This is a genomic window from Henriciella marina DSM 19595 (assembly GCF_000376805.1).
GTDB classification, from domain to species: domain Bacteria; phylum Pseudomonadota; class Alphaproteobacteria; order Caulobacterales; family Hyphomonadaceae; genus Henriciella; species Henriciella marina.
In genome coordinates, this window is record NZ_AQXT01000002.1 from 351,928 (window position 1) to 365,974 (window position 14,047).

Sequence of the window (14,047 nt, forward strand, 5' to 3'; positions counted from 1 at the left end):
CATGTTGACGGGATACCGTACGATGGAAAAACAAAATATCCGGATCCGGCTGAAAGCCTTCGATCACCGCGCCCTCGACATGTCGGCGAAAGAGATCGTGTCCACTGCGAAGCGCACCGGCGCTGACGTGCGTGGCCCGATCCCACTGCCGACACGCATCGAGCGCTTCACGGTGAACCGCTCGCCGCACATCGACAAAAAGTCCCGCGACCAGTTCGAGATCCGCACACACAAACGCATTCTCGATATTGTCGACCCAACACCGCAGACCGTGGACGCGCTGATGAAGCTCGACCTCTCTGCTGGTGTCGGCATCGAGATCAAACTTGAGGGAGCGCGCTAAGATGGCACTTCCGGCGTCACGTACCGGGGTCCTCGCCCGCAAGCTGGGTATGACCCGTATTTTCAATGAGGAAGGTCGCCACGTTCCGGTGACCGTCCTGTCGCTTGATGGCTGCCAGGTCGTTGGCCTGCGCACCGATGCTGACCGCGAAGTCAGCGTCAATCGCGGCAAGAAAAAAGAAAAAATCAACGTCACCCGCAACGATGGTTACAATGCTGTTGTGATGGGTGCCGGCGAAGCAAAAGCAAAGCGTACGGCAAAGTCGCAGCGCGAAGCCTTCGCCAAGGCAGGCGTTGCGCCAAAGCGCAAGCTGGTCGAGTTCCGCGTCGATAGCGAGACGATGCCAGATGTGGGCGCAGAGGTCATGGCTGACCACTTCGTTGCTGGCCAGCGCGTCGACATCGCAGGTATCTCCCTTGGTAAGGGTTTCTCCGGCGCCATGAAGCGCTGGAACTTCGGCGGTCTTCGTGCGACGCACGGCGTCTCGGTCTCCCACCGTGCCCATGGTTCAACTGGCCAGTGCCAGGATCCGGGCAAGGTGTTCAAGGGCAAGAAGATGGCCGGTCACTACGGTACGGACCGCGTGACCATCCAGAACCTCGAAATCGTCCGCACCGATACTGATCGCGGCCTGATCCTGGTCAAGGGCGCAATCCCTGGTCATGACGGCTCGTATGTCGAAGTTCGTGACGCAATCAAGAAGCCTGCTCACGCTGACGCGCCAGCAGGTGGGTCTTTCCGTGGCAAGAATGGCGGCGAACAGTCTGCTGAAGCCGCAAATGCGGAGGCTGGAGAATAATGGAATTCGACGTCAAAAATCTTGATGGCAAGTCCGCTGGCAAGGCGACTCTCGATGACGCCATCTTCGGTCTGACCGACATCCGCGCCGACCTGCTTCACCGCACGGTCCGCTGGCAGCTTGCCAAGCGTCAGGCCGGTACGCACAAGACGCAGACCCGTGACGAAGTTTCGGTCACGACCAAGAAGTTCATCCGTCAGAAGGGGTCCGGCGGCGCACGCCACGGTGCCCGTAATGCTGGTATCTTCGTTGGTGGTGCTGTCGCGCACGGTCCGCGGGTTCGCAGCCATGCTCACGATCTTCCAAAGAAGGTCCGTCGTCTGGCACTTGCGCATGCGCTCTCTTCGAAGGCCAAGGATGGCTCGCTCATCGTGATCGACGAAGCCAAGCTCGGCGAAGCGAAGACCAAGGAGCTGACGGCAAAGCTCAAGGCGCTCGGCGTCGTGAACGCGCTGATCATTGGTGGATCCGAGGTCGACCAGAATTTCGCGAAAGCTGCTCGCAACATCCCGAACATCGACGTTCTGCCGGTTGCCGGCCTTAACGTCTATGACGTGATGCGCCGCCACCAGCTTGTTGTAACCAAGGATGCGCTCGATGGTATCGGCGCGCGTTTCGAGGGGAAATAGATCATGGCTGACGTGAAAGCACATCACTACGACGCGCTGCTCGCTCCGCACATCACGGAAAAAGCGACGCTGCTCGCAGAAGAAAACAAGATCGTTTTCCAGGTCCCGCTCACGGCCAACAAGGCCGAGATCAAGGACGCCGTGGAAAACCTGTTCAAGGTCGACGTGACCAAGGTCAATGTGATTGTCCAGAAGGGCAAGACCAAACGCTTCCGTGGTAAAATGGGTCAGCGTTCGGACACCAAGAAGGCCATCGTCACGCTGAAAGACGGCCAGTCCGTCGACATCACGACCGGCCTGTAGGAGAGCGATATGGCACTCAAGACATTCAACCCAACGTCGCCCGGTCAGCGCCAGCTTGTCATCGTCGACAAGTCGGAACTGTACAAAGGCCGTCCGGTCAAATCGCTGACCGAAGGTCTGTCCAAGTCGGGTGGTCGGAACAATCGTGGCCGTGTCACGGTTCGCGGCATCGGCGGCGGCGCAAAGCGCCTTTATCGCAAGATCGATTTCAAGCGTCAGCGCTGGGACATCGAAGCGACCGTCGAGCGTCTAGAATATGATCCGAACCGGACAGCCTTCATTGCGCTGATCCGTTATGCGGACGGCGACCAGGCTTACATCATTGCTCCGCAGCGTCTTGCTGTCGGTGACAAGGTGACCACGTCTAAGACGGCTGACATCAAGCCGGGTAACGTTCTTCCGCTGAAGAACATTCCTGTCGGTACGATCGTCCACAATGTTGAGATCAAGCCGCTCAAGGGCGCGCAGATCGCACGTTCGGCCGGTACCTATGTCCAGATTGTCGGCCGCGACGCTGGTTACGCGCAGATCAAACTGTCCTCAGGTGAGCTTCGCATGGTTCCAGATAGCTGCCTGGCGGCTATCGGCGCGGTGTCGAACCCGGACAATATGAACACGGTGCTTTCGAAGGCTGGCCGTTCGCGCCACTTCGGCCGTCGCCCGAAGGTTCGCGGTGTCGCGATGAACCCGGTCGATCACCCGCACGGTGGTGGTGAAGGTAAGTCGTCCGGCGGCCGTCACCCTGTGACGCCATGGGGCAAGAAAACCCGCGGTCCTAAAACCCGCAAGACCCAGGCTTCGGATCGTCTGATCATCCGTCGCCGTAACGCGAAACGCTAGGGAGCGAGAGAGATATGCCACGTTCCGTCTGGAAAGGTCCGTTCGTCGACGGCTATCTGCTCAAGAAGGCAGAGAACGCCCAAGCTTCCGAACGCCGCGAAGTTATCAAGACCTGGTCGCGTCGCTCGACCATCATGCCGCAATTCGTGGGCCTGAACTTTCAGGTTCACAACGGCAACAAGTTCGTTCCCGTTCTCGTCACCGAGGAAATGGTGGGTCACAAGTTCGGCGAGTTCGCGCCGTCCCGCACCTATCATGGCCACGGCGCCGACAAGAAAGCCAAGAGGAAGTAGGCCATGGGTAAGGCAAAGAATCCTCCGAAACAGGCCCTTAACGAGTCGCGCGCAGTCCTGCGTATGTACCGTTCGAGCCCGCAGAAGCTGAACCTCCTGGCTCAGCAGATTCGCGGCCTTCCGGTTCAGAAAGCGATGGATCAGATGCAGTTCTCGCGCAAGCGCGCGGCGAAAGACGTCTACAAGGTCCTGTATTCGGCCATGTCGAACGCCGAGAATAATCACGGTCTCGACATTGATAGTCTCGTCGTTGCTGAGGCGCACGTGGGCAAGAACCTGGTCATGAAGCGTATTCGTGCCCGTGCTCGTGGCCGCGCTGCCCGTATCGTGAAACCATTCTCGCAGCTCACCGTCGTGCTGCGCGACACATCAGCTGAAGCGGAGGCCGCGTAATGGGTCAGAAAATCAATCCCATCGGGTTTCGTCTGGGGGTCAACCGGACCTGGGACAGCCGCTGGTATGCCGATACGGCAGACTATGGCCGTCTTGTCCACGAAGACCTGAAAATCCGTAACGCCATCAAGCAAGAGCTCAAGCAGGCGGGTATCTCCCGCATCATCATCGAGCGTCCGCACAAGAAGTGCATCGTGACGATCCACACGGCCCGCCCGGGTCTTGTGATCGGCAAGAAGGGCGCCGACATCGAAGTGCTTCGCAAGAAGCTGTCGAAGATGACGGAAGATGATGTTCGCGTGAACCTCGTTGAGATCCGTAAGCCTGAGATCGATGCGACGCTCGTTGCTGAAGATATTGCGCGTCAACTTGAGCGCCGCGGCTCTTTCCGCCGCGCCATGAAGCGTTCGATCCAGAACTCGATGCGTCTTGGCGCGCTTGGTGTCCGTATCATGGTTGCCGGCCGTCTCGGCGGCGCGGAAATCGCGCGGACCGAGCAGTATGCAGAGGGCTCCGTGCCGCTTCATACGCTGCGCGCCGACATCGACTATGGCACCGCCGAAGCAGAAACGACCTATGGCATTATTGGCATCAAGGTCTGGATCTACAAAGGCGAGATCATGGAGCACGATCCGATGGCGCAGGACCGCAAGGCCGAAGATTCCGGCCAGGCGCGCGCCCGTTCGACCAACCAGCGTGGCCCGGCTTCGGGTCCGCAAGGCGCAGGAGCCTAACAGATGCTGCAGCCAAAACGCACCAAATACCGCAAGGCGTTCAAGGGTCGTATCACCGGTAACGCGAAGGGCGGATATACGCTGAACTTCGGGACCTATGGCCTGAAAGCGCTTGAGCCTGAGCGGGTAACGTCCCGCCAGATCGAAGCAACCCGCCGGGCCGTGACGCGCGAAATGAAGCGTCAGGGCAAGGTCTGGATCCGTGTTTTCCCGGATACGCCTGTGTCCGCGAAGCCGATCGAAGTTCGTATGGGTAAGGGTAAGGGCTCCGTCGACCGTTGGGTCGCACGTGTCGCTCCTGGCCGTATCCTTTTCGAGATCGATGGTGTGCCGGACGATGTGGCGCTCCAGGCTCTGAGGCTTGGCGCTGCCAAGCTTCCGGTCAAGACCAAGATCATCAAGCGCATTGAGGGGATCTAGAGATGAAAATCACTGATTTGCGTTCGAAGAGTGCCGACCAGCTGAAAGATCAGCTCGTCCAGCTCAAGAAAGAACAGTTCAACCTCCGTTTCCAACAGGCCACCGGCCAGCTGGAAAAAACGGCCCGGATGAAGGAAGTCCGCCGCGACATCGCGCGCGTCAAGACGCTCCTTACTGAAACGGCCAAATCGGAAGCAGAGGCGTAGGAGAAGAGACATGCCAAAGCGCGTAATGGAAGGCGTTGTGGTGTCCACGAAGCAGGACAAGACCGCTGTGGTCCGTATTGACCGCACTTTTCTTCACCCTGTTCTTAAAAAGATCGTGCGCCGCTCGAAGAAATATCATGCCCATGATGAGGGCAACGTCGCAGTTGAGGGCGAGCGCATCACGATCCGTGAATGCCCGCCGCGCTCGAAGCTGAAGACGTGGGAAGTTATTGCTGGCGAAGGAGCTGACTCATGATTCAGATGCAGTCCAACCTTCGCGTGGCTGACAATTCCGGCGCACGCCGCGTCCAGTGCATCAAGGTGCTGGGCGGTGCAGGCCGCCGCTATGCGTCTGTCGGCGACATCATCGTGGTGTCGATCAAGGAAGCAATTCCGACCGGCCGCGTGAAGAAGGGTGACGTTCGCCGCGCTGTCGTGGTTCGCGTTGCCAAGGACATCAAGCGCCGTGACGGCTCTGTCATCCGTTTTGACACGAATGCCGCTGTGCTTGTGAACAATAATGGCGAACCGATCGGGACGCGTATCTTCGGCCCGGTTCCGCGCGAGCTTCGCGCCAAGAACCACATGAAGATCGTCTCGCTGGCTCCGGAGGTGCTGTAGTCATGGCTGCCAAGGTGAAAAAAGGTGATCGCGTCATCGTCACGGCGGGCCGTAACAAGGGCGCCAAAGGCGAAGTGCTGAAAGTGATCCCGGCTGAAAACCGTGTCCTGGTTCAGGGTGTGAACGTTGTGAAGCGTCACCAGCGTCCGTCGCAGATGGACCCAGGTGGTATCAAGACGTTCGAAGCTCCGATCCACGTTTCCAATGTGGCACACGTGGATCCTCGTGATGGCAAGCCGACCCGCGTTGGCTTCAAGACTGACGAGCATGGTCGCAAGACGCGCTATGCCAAACGTTCAGGGGAATCGATCGATGTCTGATAATTACGAACCCCGTCTGAAAAAGAAGTACAAGGACGAGATCCGCGCCAAACTTCTCGAAGAGTTCAAATACACCAACGAGATGCAGGTGCCGAAGCTCGACAAGGTCGTGATCAACATGGGTGTAGGTGAAGCGGTCGCCGACTCCAAGAAGATCAAGACGGCACTTGCCGAACTGGAACGGATTTCGGGTCAGAAGCCCGTGCCGACAAAGGCCACCAAGTCCATCGCCGGCTTCAAGCTGCGTGAAGGCATGGTCATCGGTGCAAAGGTCACGCTTCGCCGTGACCGTATGTACGAGTTTCTGGACCGCCTGACCAACATGGCTCTGCCACGTGTGAAGGACTTCCGGGGCCTGAACGGCAAGAGTTTCGATGGCCGGGGCAATTTCGCCATGGGTCTCAAGGAGCAGATCGTGTTCCCGGAGATCAACTATGACGACATCGAGGACATTCGCGGTATGGACATCATTGTCTGCACCACCGCCAAGACGAACGACGAAGCCAAGGCGCTGCTTGCGCATTGCGGCTTCCCGTTCCGTAACTAGCGCTTGAGGACGAAACGATATGGCTAAGAAAAGCGCAATCGAGAAGAACGAGAAGCGTCGCCGGATGGTCGCCCAGTACGCGGCTCGCCGTGCGAAGCTTAAAGCAATGGCGATGGATGAAGATCTGCCGCTGGAAGAACGGTTTCAGGCTCGCCTGAAGCTCGCTGCCCTTCCGCGCAATTCGGCTCCGAGCCGCATTCGCAACCGTTGCCAGGTTACAGGACGTCCGCGCGGTTATTACCGCAAGATGAAAATGTCCCGTATCGCGCTGCGTGAGCTTGGCTCGCTTGGCATGGTGCCGGGCCTAGTCAAGTCAAGCTGGTAGGAAAGGAGGACCAAGATGAATATTTCCGATCCCCTTGGCGATCTCCTGACCCGCATCCGCAATGCGCAGATGCGTGGCATGACGAAGGTCGTCTCACCTTCTTCGAAACTGCGGCTTCGAGTTCTCGATGTCCTGCAGAGCGAAGGCTACATCCGTGGCTACACGGAAGTGGAAAAAGACGGTCATCGCAATGTCGAGATCGAGCTTAAGTATTTCGATGGCGCGCCTGTCATCTCCGAGATCCGCCGGGTCTCGAAGCCAGGCCGCCGGGTTTATTCGTCGGTGAATGATCTGCCACTGGTCCGTAACGGACTGGGCATCTCCATTCTCTCTACGTCGAAGGGTGTCATCTCTGACGCTGTCGCACGTAATGAGAATGTTGGTGGCGAGATCCTTTGCCGGGTATTCTAGGACGAGGATGAACTGATATGTCCCGTATTGGAAAACTCCCCATTCCCGTCCCGAACGGTACGACCGTCACGGTGGATGGCAACAAGATCGAGGCGAAAGGTCCCAAGGGACAACTCGCCTTTACGGTGTCCGACATGGTCACTGCCGAACTCAAGGACGGCGAGCTGTCGATCATGCCACGCGAAGACTATGTCTCCGAGGCCAATGATCGCATCAAGGCGAACGATGAGAAGGGCAAGAAGAAGATGACCTTCGCTGAGGCGCTGGACTCCAAGGTCCGCACCCAGTGGGGCACGGCACGTGCGAATGCTGCTAACGTCGTTCACGGCGCAGCGGAAGGCTTCACGAAGTCGCTTGAACTCGTCGGCGTCGGTTATCGCGCCCAGATGCAGGGCAACGATCTGAAGCTTTCGCTCGGCTACTCGCACGACGTGATCTTCAAGGCACCGGACGGCATCAAGCTGGAAGCGCCAAAACCGACAGAGGTTATCGTGTCGGGCGCTGACAAGCAGGCTGTCGGCCAGGCCGCCGCAGAAATCCGCCAGTTCCGCAAGCCAGAGCCTTTCAAGGGCAAGGGCGTGCGGTATGCGGGCGAATACGTCCGCCGCAAGGAAGGCAAGAAGAAGTAACGCCATGAAGACGACACGCGAAAAGACACTCCGCCGCGCCCAGCGCGTTCGTGCGAAGCTCCGCAAAGTTGCTGAAGGCAAGCCGCGTCTGTCGGTTGCCCGCTCGCACAAGAATATCTCAGTCCAGATCATCGATGATGAGAAGGGTCTGACGGTTGCTGCGGCATCGACGCTCGAGCAGGACCTGCGCGGCAAGCTGAAATCCACGAGCGACATTGCTGCCGCTCAGAAGATCGGCGAGCTGATTGCAGAGCGCGCAAAGCAGGCCGGTGTCGAAGACGTCGTCTTCGATCGCGGTGGCTACATGTTCCACGGCCGGGTGAAAGCCCTGGCAGATGCCGCCCGTGAGGGCGGCCTGAAGTTCTAGGAGGCCAGTATGGCAGACGAACAGGGCAGAGGTCGCGGCCGCGGACGCGGGCGCAGAGACGATCGCAACGATGAGCAAAGCGAGCTGACAGACAAGCTGGTCGGTATTAACCGCGTCGCAAAGACGGTTAAGGGCGGCAAGAACTTCGGTTTCGCAGCTCTCGTGGTTGTTGGTGATCAGAAGGGCCGCGCAGGCTTCGGTAAGGGCAAGGCCCGCGAAGTTCCTGAAGCGATCCGAAAGGCAACCGAGGAAGCCAAGCGCAACCTCGTTCGCATTCCGCTTCGCGAAGGCCGCACGCTTCACCATGACGGCAAAGGCCGCTGGGGTGCTGGCAAGGTCACGCTTCGTGCAGCGCCTCCCGGCACCGGGGTGATTGCGGGTGGCCCGATGCGCGCCGTTATGGAAGTGCTCGGCATCCAGGACGTCGTTGCGAAGTCGAACGGCTCGTCCAACCCTTACAACATGGTTCGTGCGACCTTCCAGGCGCTCAAGGAGCAGGCGAGCCCACGCTCGATCGCTTCTAAGCGCGGCCTGAAAGTCCAGGATATCGTTGGTCGCCGCACCGATGGTGCGTCCGAAGCCGGCGTTTCCGAAACCGCCTGATTTAGAAAAGGGATCTGATGATGGCCAAGAAGCAAGCAGACATGATCAAGGTGCGCCAGACGGGCAGCCCGATTCGCCGTAAGCCAGAACAGCGCGCAACGCTGGTCGGCCTCGGTCTGAACAAGGTCGGCCGTGAGAGCGAGCTCCAGAACACACCTTCCGTTCAGGGCATGATCGCCAAGGTGTCACATCTTATTGAAGTCGTAGAAGAGTAGGCGTATAGGGGCGACCCTTTCACACGCCAGTCAGGAATAGAGCGATGAAACTCAACGAACTCTCTCCAAATGCGGGCTCCACGCATAACCGCCACCGTGTTGGCCGCGGCGTCGGCTCCGGCAAGGGCAAGACTGGCGGACGTGGTGTCAAAGGTCAGAAGGCACGCTCGGGCGTCGCCATCAACGGCTTTGAAGGCGGCCAGATGCCAATCTATATGCGTCTGCCAAAGCGCGGTTTCACATCCCGCGGCTCCAAGACGCATGCCTGGGTCAACCTCGGTCGTCTGACCAAGGCGATTGATGCTGGCAAGCTGAAAGCCGACGATATCACGGAAGAGACACTTCTTTCGTCCGGCGTTGTCCGCCGCAGCAAGGACGGCATCCGCCTACTTGCCAAGGGTGACGCGCCGAAGAACGCCAAGATCACCGTGACCGGCGCCAGTAAGGCCGCCATCGAGGCGATCGAAAAAGCCGGTGGATCCGTTACGGTGACCGGTCCGATAGCTGCTGAAAAAGCTGAGTAAGACGGGTCTTTTTCGTCTATACACCTTCACAAACACGATCTCGCCGCCAATGTTGGCGGCGATTTCATTTCGGGTAGGAGGGTCCTTTGGCCACAGCCGCAGAGCAAATGGCGCGCAACATGAACTTCGGCACCTTCGCCAAGGCGAAGGACCTCCAGGCGCGCATCCTGTTCACGCTTTTCATTCTGGTCCTCTATCGCCTCGGCACGTACATTCCCGTGCCTGGTGTCGACCCGACCCAGTTCGAGCGCTTCTTCGCCCAGCAATCGGGCGGTATGCTCGGCTCCCTGAACATGTTTGCAGGCGGCGCGGTCGAGCGCATGAGCGTCTTCGCGCTGAACGTCATGCCCTATATTACGGCGTCCATCATCGTGCAGATGATGACGAGCGCCGTCCCTTCGCTTGAAAAGCTCAAAAAAGAAGGCGAGTCCGGGCGCAAACAGATTAACCAGTATACCCGTTACCTCACTGTCGGCTTTGCCTTCTTCCAGGGGTTCGGGATTGCGATGGGTCTGTCGGGCGTCGCCTATGACGGTATTGCCCAGTGGTTCTTTATCGTGACAGCCGTTTCGACCTTTGTTGGCGGCACAATGTTCCTGATGTGGATGGGTGAGCAGATTACTGCGCGCGGCATCGGTAATGGTATCTCTTTAATTATTTTCGCGGGCATCATCGCTGAGATGCCGAAGGCGATCTTCAACCTCTTCTCAGGTGGCCGCGAGCAGGGCATCAATGTCGTCTTTGTTCTCGGCATTCTTGTACTGGTCATTGCGCTGGTCCTCTTCATCGTGTTCATCGAACGCTCGCAGCGCCGGATCCTGATCCAGTATCCAAAGCGCCAGCAGGGCAACAAGATGAGCCAGGGACAATCGTCCTTCATGCCGCTCAAGCTGAACACGTCAGGCGTGATTCCGCCGATCTTCGCGATCGCGATCCTGATGCTGCCGCTGACCGCTGTTGGTCTTGTTGGTGGAAGTACCGTGGGCGCAGAAGGTCAGGTGGCTGCTGGCGATCCGGGGATCCTTCAGTGGCTGGCGATCAACTTCTCGCCGGGCAGCTGGACCTACATCATTACCTATGGCGTGCTCGTGGCATTTTTCTGCTTCTTCTACACGTCCATCATGTTCAATCCGCAGGAGACGGCCGACAATCTGCGCAAGTATGGCGGGTTCGTTCCTGGCATCCGTCCAGGCAAGAACACGGCGGCCTATTTCGACTATGTGTTGACGAGGCTGACGACGATCGGTGCGATCTATCTTGTTTTCGTCTGTCTTCTGCCGGAAGTGCTGCGCCGCTATATGCCGGAAATTCCTTTCTACATTGGTGGTACTTCACTTCTGATCGTTGTATCGGTGACGATGGATACAGTGACACAGATCCAGTCCCACCTGATTGCGCACCAGTATGAGGGACTGATCAAGAAATCTCGGCTGGGAGGCAAACGCAGACGATGAATCTCATACTTTTCGGACCACCCGCCGCTGGCAAGGGCACACAGGCCAAACGCCTCGTCGAGGAATATGGTTATGTGCAACTGTCGACCGGCGACATGTTACGCGCTGCACGCGCGTCGGGGTCGGACCTCGGCAAGCGTGTTGCGAAGATCATGGATGAGGGCGGGCTCGTATCTGATGAGATCGTCATCGACCTGATTGATGAGCAGCTCGGACAGAACAAGGGCGCGGCCGGCTTCATCTTTGATGGTTTTCCGCGCACGATCGGTCAGGCCGAAGCGCTCGACCGGCTTCTTCAATCACGCGGCACCCAGGTCGATCGGGTGATTCGTCTCGTGGTTGACGAAGAGCAGCTTATGGAGCGTGTCACCAAGCGCTTTAATGAGCAGGGCCGCAAGGACGACAACCCGGCGACTTTTGCCGCCCGGCTGGAGAAATACAATCAGGATACGGCCCCGCTTCTGCCGTTTTATGCAGAGCGCGGAATCCTTCGCGAAGTCGATGGAATGGCCAGTATCGAGGCTGTCACTGAAGGCGTTGAGAAGGCGCTGAAAGAGACCGCATAAAGCCGCAATTCACCAGTTGACGCGGGGAATTGCACGTCTATAACGACGCACTTCGTTAAGAGGTCGGGTTCGCGCGCGCGGAGCGTTGGTTTCGTTTCGCGCCGGATCCGCTGTCGGCAGTTTTAGGAGATGAGGCCCCATGGCCCGTATAGCAGGCGTAAATATTCCGACGAACAAGCGTGTCGAGATCGCGCTTCGTTACATTCACGGCATTGGCCCGGCCAAGGCGCGCGAGATCACCGACAAGATCGGTATTGAGCATCATCGCCGCGTTGCTGATCTGACAGATGCCGAAGTTATCCAGATTCGTGAGGCCGTTGATTCCGATCATATGGTCGAGGGCGACCTTCGCCGCGAAGTCTCCATGAATATCAAGCGTCTGATGGACCTTGGCTGCTACCGTGGCCTTCGCCACCGCAAGCGCCTTCCGGTTCGCGGTCAGCGTACCCATACAAATGCACGCACCCGCAAGGGTCCGGCGAAACCAATCGCCGGCAAGAAGAAGTAGGACAGGACCGATATGGCTCGTGATACGACCCGCGTTCGCCGCCGCGCCCGCAAGAACATTTCTTCGGGTGTCGCGCATGTGAATTCGAGCTTCAACAACACCATGATCACCATCACCGATGCGCAGGGAAATGCAATTTCCTGGTCGTCGGCTGGGACCATGGGGTTCAAGGGCTCACGCAAATCGACGCCTTATGCTGCCCAGGTGGCCGCAGAAGACGCTGCGAAGAAAGCTCAGGAGCACGGGCTCCAGACCATCGAGGTCAATGTCCGTGGGCCAGGTTCAGGCCGCGAGAGCGCGCTGCGCGCCCTTCAGACCGCCGGCCTGACCATCACGTCGATCCGCGATACGACCCCAATTCCGCACAATGGCTGCCGCCCACCGAAACGCCGCCGCGTCTAGGTAAGAGCGCCCGTCCTGTAGCAAGACCAAGGAGGCCATGAATGGCCGATACTGCGACCAGTGTGAATGACCGTAACTGGAAAGAACTGATCCGTCCGAACCGCCCGACGGTTGAGACAGGCCGCGACCCGCGCCGCCATGCGAAACTCGTCATCGAGCCGCTGGAGCGCGGTTTTGGCACGACGCTCGGCAACGCGCTTCGCCGCGTCCTTCTTTCTTCGCTTCAGGGCGCCGCCATTTCTGGCGTCCAGATCGACGGCGTTGTTCATGAGTTCTCGTCGATCCCGGGCGTGCGCGAAGACGTCACCACGATCGTCCTGAATCTCAAGCAGATCGCCATCGACATGGTTTCGGATACGCCGAAGCGCATGATTCTGAAGGCCGATGGCAAGGGCGAAGTCAAAGCCGGCCAGATCGAGACCTCGGGTGATGTAAAGATCCTCAATCCGGATCTCGTTATCTGTACGCTTGATGATGGCGCTTCGGTTCGCATGGAATTCACGGTTGCGACCGGCAAGGGCTATGTGCCTGCCGATCAGAGCCGTCCGGAAGATGCGCCGATCGGCTTCATTCCGGTTGATGCGATCTATTCGCCGGTTCGCCGCGTTGGTTACAGCGTCGAAGACACGCGTGAAGGCACCGTGCTCGACTATGACAAGCTGACCCTCTCGGTCGAGACTGATGGCGCGATCACGCCGGAAGACGCAGTGGCCTATGCCGCCCGCATCCTCCAGGACCAGCTCCAGCTCTTCATCACCTTCGATGAGCCTGAAACAGAGAGCGCGTCGTCGAGTGAAGAAACCGATCTTGGCTTCAATCCTGTCCTTCTCAAGAAGGTCGACGAGCTTGAGCTTTCGGTGCGTTCGGCAAACTGCCTGAAGAACGACAACATTGTTTATATCGGCGACCTCATCCAGAAGTCGGAAGCCGAGATGCTTCGCACGCCGAACTTCGGCCGCAAGTCGCTCAACGAGATCAAGGAAGTCCTCGCTGGTATGGGTCTGCACCTCGGCATGGAAGTGCCGGACTGGCCGCCAGAAGATATCGAGGCACTTGCCAAGAAATACGACGATCACCTCTAAACGTCCGCCCGGGAGGGCGCGCAGGAGACCACTTAAATGGCCCACGGAATTGCACATCGCAAGCTGAACCGCACTAGCGCACATCGTAAGGCGATGTTCGCGAACATGGCGTCTTCGCTGATCCAGCATGAGCAAATTGTGACAACGCTCCCCAAGGCGAAGGAGCTGAAGCCGATCATGGACAAGCTCGTTACGCTTGCCAAGAAAGGCGATCTTTCTGCGCGTCGCCAGGCAATTGCCCAGATCCGCAACAAGGATGCCGTCCACAAGCTCTTCGAAGTTTTCGGTGAGCGCTACAAAGACCGCAATGGCGGTTATTGCCGCGTGCTGAAAGCCGGCTTCCGCCATGGTGACAATGCACCGGTTGCCGTCATTGAACTGGTCGACCGCGATGAAGCGGCCAAGGGCGCAGAAGACCGCGCACGCCATGAGGCAGAACTCGCCGAGATGGACGAGTTCGAATAGGGCCTTTTGCCCCGACCCATTTCAAAGCCCCGCAGGTCAGACCTGCGG

Annotated in this window: 27 protein-coding genes; all 27 read left to right on the forward strand. The window is 58.5% G+C overall.

The window, feature by feature from the left end:
• Window positions 1-22: 22 nt before the first annotated feature.
• The 27 genes from rpsJ to rplQ all read left to right on the forward strand — a co-directional run bounded on the left by rpsJ (window position 23) and on the right by rplQ (window position 13,999).
• On the forward strand, window positions 23-343 hold the full coding sequence (gene rpsJ / locus F550_RS0101665; RefSeq protein WP_018146788.1) for a 30S ribosomal protein S10: 321 nt from the start codon (window positions 23-25) through the stop codon (window positions 341-343).
• Window position 344: 1 nt separating this feature from the next.
• Complete coding sequence (gene rplC, locus F550_RS16530; RefSeq protein ID WP_018146789.1) at window positions 345-1,142, forward strand: 50S ribosomal protein L3; 798 nt, start codon at window positions 345-347, stop codon at window positions 1,140-1,142.
• Window positions 1,142-1,771, forward strand: coding sequence for a 50S ribosomal protein L4 (gene rplD, locus F550_RS0101675; protein WP_018146790.1), 630 nt, complete (start codon window positions 1,142-1,144; stop codon window positions 1,769-1,771). The genes rplC and rplD overlap by 1 nt, the downstream gene beginning before the upstream one ends.
• A gap of 3 nt (window positions 1,772-1,774) precedes the next feature.
• A complete protein-coding gene (locus tag F550_RS0101680; protein WP_018146791.1) occupies window positions 1,775-2,074 on the forward strand; it encodes a 50S ribosomal protein L23 in 300 nt (99 codons plus the stop codon).
• A gap of 9 nt (window positions 2,075-2,083) precedes the next feature.
• Complete coding sequence (rplB, locus tag F550_RS0101685) at window positions 2,084-2,914, forward strand: 50S ribosomal protein L2 (RefSeq protein WP_018146792.1); 831 nt, start codon at window positions 2,084-2,086, stop codon at window positions 2,912-2,914.
• Window positions 2,915-2,928: 14 nt separating this feature from the next.
• Window positions 2,929-3,207 carry a 30S ribosomal protein S19 gene (rpsS, locus tag F550_RS0101690; RefSeq protein WP_018146793.1) on the forward strand — a complete coding sequence of 93 codons (279 nt, stop codon included), beginning with the start codon at window positions 2,929-2,931 and terminating at the stop codon, window positions 3,205-3,207.
• A gap of 3 nt (window positions 3,208-3,210) precedes the next feature.
• Window positions 3,211-3,600: a 50S ribosomal protein L22 gene (gene rplV / locus F550_RS0101695; protein WP_018146794.1), complete on the forward strand. Its 390-nt coding sequence runs from the start codon at window positions 3,211-3,213 to the stop codon at window positions 3,598-3,600.
• The gene (rpsC, locus tag F550_RS0101700; RefSeq protein ID WP_018146795.1) at window positions 3,600-4,334 is read left to right on the forward strand and encodes a 30S ribosomal protein S3; all 735 of its coding nucleotides are present in this window, start codon (window positions 3,600-3,602) and stop codon (window positions 4,332-4,334) included. The genes rplV and rpsC overlap by 1 nt, the downstream gene beginning before the upstream one ends.
• A gap of 3 nt (window positions 4,335-4,337) precedes the next feature.
• Window positions 4,338-4,754: a 50S ribosomal protein L16 gene (gene rplP / locus F550_RS0101705; protein WP_018146796.1), complete on the forward strand. Its 417-nt coding sequence runs from the start codon at window positions 4,338-4,340 to the stop codon at window positions 4,752-4,754.
• Window positions 4,755-4,756: 2 nt separating this feature from the next.
• The gene (rpmC, locus tag F550_RS0101710) at window positions 4,757-4,960 is read left to right on the forward strand and encodes a 50S ribosomal protein L29 (RefSeq protein ID WP_018146797.1); all 204 of its coding nucleotides are present in this window, start codon (window positions 4,757-4,759) and stop codon (window positions 4,958-4,960) included.
• A gap of 10 nt (window positions 4,961-4,970) precedes the next feature.
• The gene (rpsQ, locus tag F550_RS0101715) at window positions 4,971-5,216 is read left to right on the forward strand and encodes a 30S ribosomal protein S17 (RefSeq protein ID WP_018146798.1); all 246 of its coding nucleotides are present in this window, start codon (window positions 4,971-4,973) and stop codon (window positions 5,214-5,216) included.
• Window positions 5,213-5,581: a 50S ribosomal protein L14 gene (rplN, locus tag F550_RS0101720; RefSeq protein ID WP_018146799.1), complete on the forward strand. Its 369-nt coding sequence runs from the start codon at window positions 5,213-5,215 to the stop codon at window positions 5,579-5,581. Before rpsQ ends, rplN begins: the two co-directional genes overlap by 4 nt.
• Before the next feature lie 2 nt (window positions 5,582-5,583).
• Complete coding sequence (gene rplX, locus F550_RS0101725; RefSeq protein ID WP_018146800.1) at window positions 5,584-5,901, forward strand: 50S ribosomal protein L24; 318 nt, start codon at window positions 5,584-5,586, stop codon at window positions 5,899-5,901.
• On the forward strand, window positions 5,894-6,448 hold the full coding sequence (gene rplE, locus F550_RS0101730) for a 50S ribosomal protein L5 (protein ID WP_018146801.1): 555 nt from the start codon (window positions 5,894-5,896) through the stop codon (window positions 6,446-6,448). Before rplX ends, rplE begins: the two co-directional genes overlap by 8 nt.
• A gap of 19 nt (window positions 6,449-6,467) precedes the next feature.
• A complete protein-coding gene (gene rpsN / locus F550_RS0101735) occupies window positions 6,468-6,773 on the forward strand; it encodes a 30S ribosomal protein S14 (RefSeq protein ID WP_018146802.1) in 306 nt (101 codons plus the stop codon).
• Between the two features lie 15 nt (window positions 6,774-6,788).
• Complete coding sequence (gene rpsH / locus F550_RS0101740) at window positions 6,789-7,184, forward strand: 30S ribosomal protein S8 (protein ID WP_018146803.1); 396 nt, start codon at window positions 6,789-6,791, stop codon at window positions 7,182-7,184.
• 17 nt (window positions 7,185-7,201) lie between these two features.
• Window positions 7,202-7,813 carry a 50S ribosomal protein L6 gene (gene rplF / locus F550_RS0101745; RefSeq protein WP_018146804.1) on the forward strand — a complete coding sequence of 204 codons (612 nt, stop codon included), beginning with the start codon at window positions 7,202-7,204 and terminating at the stop codon, window positions 7,811-7,813.
• 4 nt (window positions 7,814-7,817) lie between these two features.
• Complete coding sequence (gene rplR / locus F550_RS0101750; protein ID WP_018146805.1) at window positions 7,818-8,180, forward strand: 50S ribosomal protein L18; 363 nt, start codon at window positions 7,818-7,820, stop codon at window positions 8,178-8,180.
• A 9-nt stretch (window positions 8,181-8,189) separates the two neighbouring features.
• Window positions 8,190-8,783, forward strand: a complete 594-nt coding sequence (gene rpsE, locus F550_RS0101755; RefSeq protein ID WP_018146806.1) for a 30S ribosomal protein S5 — start codon at window positions 8,190-8,192, stop codon at window positions 8,781-8,783.
• 20 nt (window positions 8,784-8,803) lie between these two features.
• Window positions 8,804-8,998, forward strand: coding sequence for a 50S ribosomal protein L30 (rpmD, locus tag F550_RS0101760; RefSeq protein ID WP_026180498.1), 195 nt, complete (start codon window positions 8,804-8,806; stop codon window positions 8,996-8,998).
• 44 nt (window positions 8,999-9,042) lie between these two features.
• On the forward strand, window positions 9,043-9,522 hold the full coding sequence (gene rplO / locus F550_RS0101765) for a 50S ribosomal protein L15 (RefSeq protein WP_018146808.1): 480 nt from the start codon (window positions 9,043-9,045) through the stop codon (window positions 9,520-9,522).
• Between the two features lie 86 nt (window positions 9,523-9,608).
• Window positions 9,609-10,976 carry a preprotein translocase subunit SecY gene (gene secY / locus F550_RS0101770; protein WP_026180499.1) on the forward strand — a complete coding sequence of 456 codons (1,368 nt, stop codon included), beginning with the start codon at window positions 9,609-9,611 and terminating at the stop codon, window positions 10,974-10,976.
• Entirely contained in the window at window positions 10,973-11,542 is a 570-nt protein-coding gene (locus F550_RS0101775) for an adenylate kinase (protein WP_018146810.1), read from the forward strand. The genes secY and F550_RS0101775 overlap by 4 nt, the downstream gene beginning before the upstream one ends.
• A gap of 139 nt (window positions 11,543-11,681) precedes the next feature.
• The gene (rpsM, locus tag F550_RS0101780) at window positions 11,682-12,050 is read left to right on the forward strand and encodes a 30S ribosomal protein S13 (protein ID WP_018146811.1); all 369 of its coding nucleotides are present in this window, start codon (window positions 11,682-11,684) and stop codon (window positions 12,048-12,050) included.
• Between the two features lie 12 nt (window positions 12,051-12,062).
• Window positions 12,063-12,452, forward strand: a complete 390-nt coding sequence (gene rpsK / locus F550_RS0101785; RefSeq protein WP_018146812.1) for a 30S ribosomal protein S11 — start codon at window positions 12,063-12,065, stop codon at window positions 12,450-12,452.
• A gap of 62 nt (window positions 12,453-12,514) precedes the next feature.
• Window positions 12,515-13,534 carry a DNA-directed RNA polymerase subunit alpha gene (locus F550_RS0101790; protein WP_026180500.1) on the forward strand — a complete coding sequence of 340 codons (1,020 nt, stop codon included), beginning with the start codon at window positions 12,515-12,517 and terminating at the stop codon, window positions 13,532-13,534.
• 36 nt (window positions 13,535-13,570) lie between these two features.
• Window positions 13,571-13,999 carry a 50S ribosomal protein L17 gene (rplQ, locus tag F550_RS0101795; protein ID WP_026180501.1) on the forward strand — a complete coding sequence of 143 codons (429 nt, stop codon included), beginning with the start codon at window positions 13,571-13,573 and terminating at the stop codon, window positions 13,997-13,999.
• Window positions 14,000-14,047: the final 48 nt, after the last annotated feature.

Coding starts and splice junctions, on each gene's coding strand:
- rpsJ (WP_018146788.1), top strand. CDS start 23: ATGGAAAAACAAAATATCCGGATCCGGCTGAAAGCCTTCGATCACCGC.
- rplC (WP_018146789.1), top strand. CDS start 345: ATGGCACTTCCGGCGTCACGTACCGGGGTCCTCGCCCGCAAGCTGGGT.
- rplD (WP_018146790.1), top strand. CDS start 1,142: ATGGAATTCGACGTCAAAAATCTTGATGGCAAGTCCGCTGGCAAGGCG.
- F550_RS0101680 (WP_018146791.1), top strand. CDS start 1,775: ATGGCTGACGTGAAAGCACATCACTACGACGCGCTGCTCGCTCCGCAC.
- rplB (WP_018146792.1), top strand. CDS start 2,084: ATGGCACTCAAGACATTCAACCCAACGTCGCCCGGTCAGCGCCAGCTT.
- rpsS (WP_018146793.1), top strand. CDS start 2,929: ATGCCACGTTCCGTCTGGAAAGGTCCGTTCGTCGACGGCTATCTGCTC.
- rplV (WP_018146794.1), top strand. CDS start 3,211: ATGGGTAAGGCAAAGAATCCTCCGAAACAGGCCCTTAACGAGTCGCGC.
- rpsC (WP_018146795.1), top strand. CDS start 3,600: ATGGGTCAGAAAATCAATCCCATCGGGTTTCGTCTGGGGGTCAACCGG.
- rplP (WP_018146796.1), top strand. CDS start 4,338: ATGCTGCAGCCAAAACGCACCAAATACCGCAAGGCGTTCAAGGGTCGT.
- rpmC (WP_018146797.1), top strand. CDS start 4,757: ATGAAAATCACTGATTTGCGTTCGAAGAGTGCCGACCAGCTGAAAGAT.
- rpsQ (WP_018146798.1), top strand. CDS start 4,971: ATGCCAAAGCGCGTAATGGAAGGCGTTGTGGTGTCCACGAAGCAGGAC.
- rplN (WP_018146799.1), top strand. CDS start 5,213: ATGATTCAGATGCAGTCCAACCTTCGCGTGGCTGACAATTCCGGCGCA.
- rplX (WP_018146800.1), top strand. CDS start 5,584: ATGGCTGCCAAGGTGAAAAAAGGTGATCGCGTCATCGTCACGGCGGGC.
- rplE (WP_018146801.1), top strand. CDS start 5,894: ATGTCTGATAATTACGAACCCCGTCTGAAAAAGAAGTACAAGGACGAG.
- rpsN (WP_018146802.1), top strand. CDS start 6,468: ATGGCTAAGAAAAGCGCAATCGAGAAGAACGAGAAGCGTCGCCGGATG.
- rpsH (WP_018146803.1), top strand. CDS start 6,789: ATGAATATTTCCGATCCCCTTGGCGATCTCCTGACCCGCATCCGCAAT.
- rplF (WP_018146804.1), top strand. CDS start 7,202: ATGTCCCGTATTGGAAAACTCCCCATTCCCGTCCCGAACGGTACGACC.
- rplR (WP_018146805.1), top strand. CDS start 7,818: ATGAAGACGACACGCGAAAAGACACTCCGCCGCGCCCAGCGCGTTCGT.
- rpsE (WP_018146806.1), top strand. CDS start 8,190: ATGGCAGACGAACAGGGCAGAGGTCGCGGCCGCGGACGCGGGCGCAGA.
- rpmD (WP_026180498.1), top strand. CDS start 8,804: ATGGCCAAGAAGCAAGCAGACATGATCAAGGTGCGCCAGACGGGCAGC.
- rplO (WP_018146808.1), top strand. CDS start 9,043: ATGAAACTCAACGAACTCTCTCCAAATGCGGGCTCCACGCATAACCGC.
- F550_RS0101775 (WP_018146810.1), top strand. CDS start 10,973: ATGAATCTCATACTTTTCGGACCACCCGCCGCTGGCAAGGGCACACAG.
- rpsM (WP_018146811.1), top strand. CDS start 11,682: ATGGCCCGTATAGCAGGCGTAAATATTCCGACGAACAAGCGTGTCGAG.
- rpsK (WP_018146812.1), top strand. CDS start 12,063: ATGGCTCGTGATACGACCCGCGTTCGCCGCCGCGCCCGCAAGAACATT.
- rplQ (WP_026180501.1), top strand. CDS start 13,571: ATGGCCCACGGAATTGCACATCGCAAGCTGAACCGCACTAGCGCACAT.